Origin of the sequence: Streptomyces sp. WG7 (assembly GCF_049975785.1) — a bacterium.
Lineage (GTDB): Bacteria > Actinomycetota > Actinomycetes > Streptomycetales > Streptomycetaceae > Streptomyces.
This window is the reverse complement of record NZ_JBNGGE010000136.1, coordinates 1-1,743: the sequence shown is the minus strand read 5'-3', so window position 1 is coordinate 1,743 and position 1,743 is coordinate 1. Positions and strand designations below refer to the sequence as shown.

The following is a 1,743-nucleotide window of genomic DNA, read 5'->3' as shown; positions in this document are numbered from 1 at the left end:
CGGGCTGCGCAAGTCGTACGGCGACAAGACCGTCCTCGACGGCGTCGACCTGCACATCCCGGCCGGTTCCGTGTTCGCCCTGCTCGGGCCGAACGGTGCCGGCAAGACCACCGCCGTCAAGATCCTGTCCACGCTCATCACCGCCGACGGCGGACAGGCGCGGGTCGCCGGCCACGACCTCGCCGACGACCCGCAGGCCGTGCGGGCCGCGATCGGGGTCACCGGGCAGTTCTCCGCCGTCGACGGCCTGATCACCGGCGAGGAGAACATGCTCCTCATGGCCGACCTGCACCACCTGACCAAGCAGGAAGGACGACGGGTCACCGCCGAACTCCTGGACCGCTTCGACCTGGTGGAGGCCGCGAAGAAGCCCGCCAGCACCTACTCCGGCGGCATGAAGCGCCGCCTCGACATCGCCATGACCCTGGTCGGCAGCCCGCGGATCATCTTCCTCGACGAACCCACCACCGGCCTCGACCCCCGCTCCCGCCACAACATGTGGCAGATCATCCGCGAACTCGTCACCGACGGCGTCACCGTCTTCCTCACCACCCAGTACCTGGAGGAGGCCGACGAACTCGCCGACCGCATCGCCGTACTGAACAACGGCACGATCGCCGCCGAGGGAAGCGCCGAAGACCTCAAGCGGCTCATCCCCGGCGGACACGTCAGGCTCCGCTTCACCCACCCGGCCGCATACCGCACCGCCGCCACCGCCCTGCACCAAGCCACCCGCGACGACGAAGCGCTGGCCCTGCAGATCCCCTCGGACGGCACCCAGCGCGAACTGCGCTCCCTCCTCGACCGGCTCGACACCGCCGGCATCGAAGCCGACGAACTGACCGTCCACACCCCCGACCTCGACGACGTCTTCTTCGCCCTGACCGGCAGCACCGACGCACAGCCCACCCAGCCCAGCCAGCCCGAGGAGGCTGTCCGATGAGCACCCCCCTGGCCCCCACCCCCCTGGCCCCCACCCGCCCGGCCCGGATCTCCCTCGCCCTGCGCGACTCGTCCACGATGCTGCGCCGCAACCTCCTGCACGCGCGCCGCTACCCGTCCCTCACCCTGAACCTGCTGCTCACGCCGGTCGTTCTGCTGCTGCTCTTCGTCTACATCTTCGGTGACGCGATGAGCGCCGGCATCGGGGACGGTGGCGCGGACCGTTCCGCGTACATCGCCTACCTCGTGCCGGGCCTGTTACTGATGACCATCGGCAGCACCACGATCGGCACCGCGGTGTCCGTCTCCAACGACATGACCGAGGGCATCATCGCCCGCTTCCGCACCATGGCCATCCACCGACCCTCCGTGCTGATCGGACACGTCATCGGCAGCGTGCTCCAGTCGGTCCTGAGTGTGCTCCTCGTCGGCGCCGTCGCCGTGGCCATCGGCTTCCGGTCCACGGACGCCACGGCCCTGGAGTGGGCCGCGGCACTCGGACTGCTGGTGCTCTTCACTCTCGCGCTCACCTGGATCGCGGTCGGCATGGGTCTGGTCAGCCCGAACGCCGAGGCGGCGAGCAACAACGCGATGCCGCTGATCTTCCTCCCGTTCATCTCCAGCGCCTTCGTGCCGGTCGACGCGATGCCGGGCTGGTTCCAGCCGATCGCCGAGTACCAGCCGTTCACCCCGGCCATCGAGACCCTGCGCGGCCTGCTGCTCGGGACCGGGATCGGCCACAACGGCTGGCTCGCGGTCGCCTGGTGCCTGGCTCTCACCGCGCTCGGCTACTTCTGGTCG

Annotated in this window: 2 protein-coding genes; both read left to right on the top strand. The window is 69.8% G+C overall.

The annotated features are described in order from the left end of the window. Positions 1-943 (top strand): ATP-binding cassette domain-containing protein (locus ACP4J0_RS38365; RefSeq protein ID WP_426604058.1); only part of this gene is annotated, 943 nt, incomplete at its 5' end. Then, the coding region (locus ACP4J0_RS38360) for an ABC transporter permease (RefSeq protein ID WP_426604056.1) at positions 940-1,743 on the top strand (804 nt) is incomplete at its 3' end. The genes ACP4J0_RS38365 and ACP4J0_RS38360, both read left to right, overlap by 4 nt.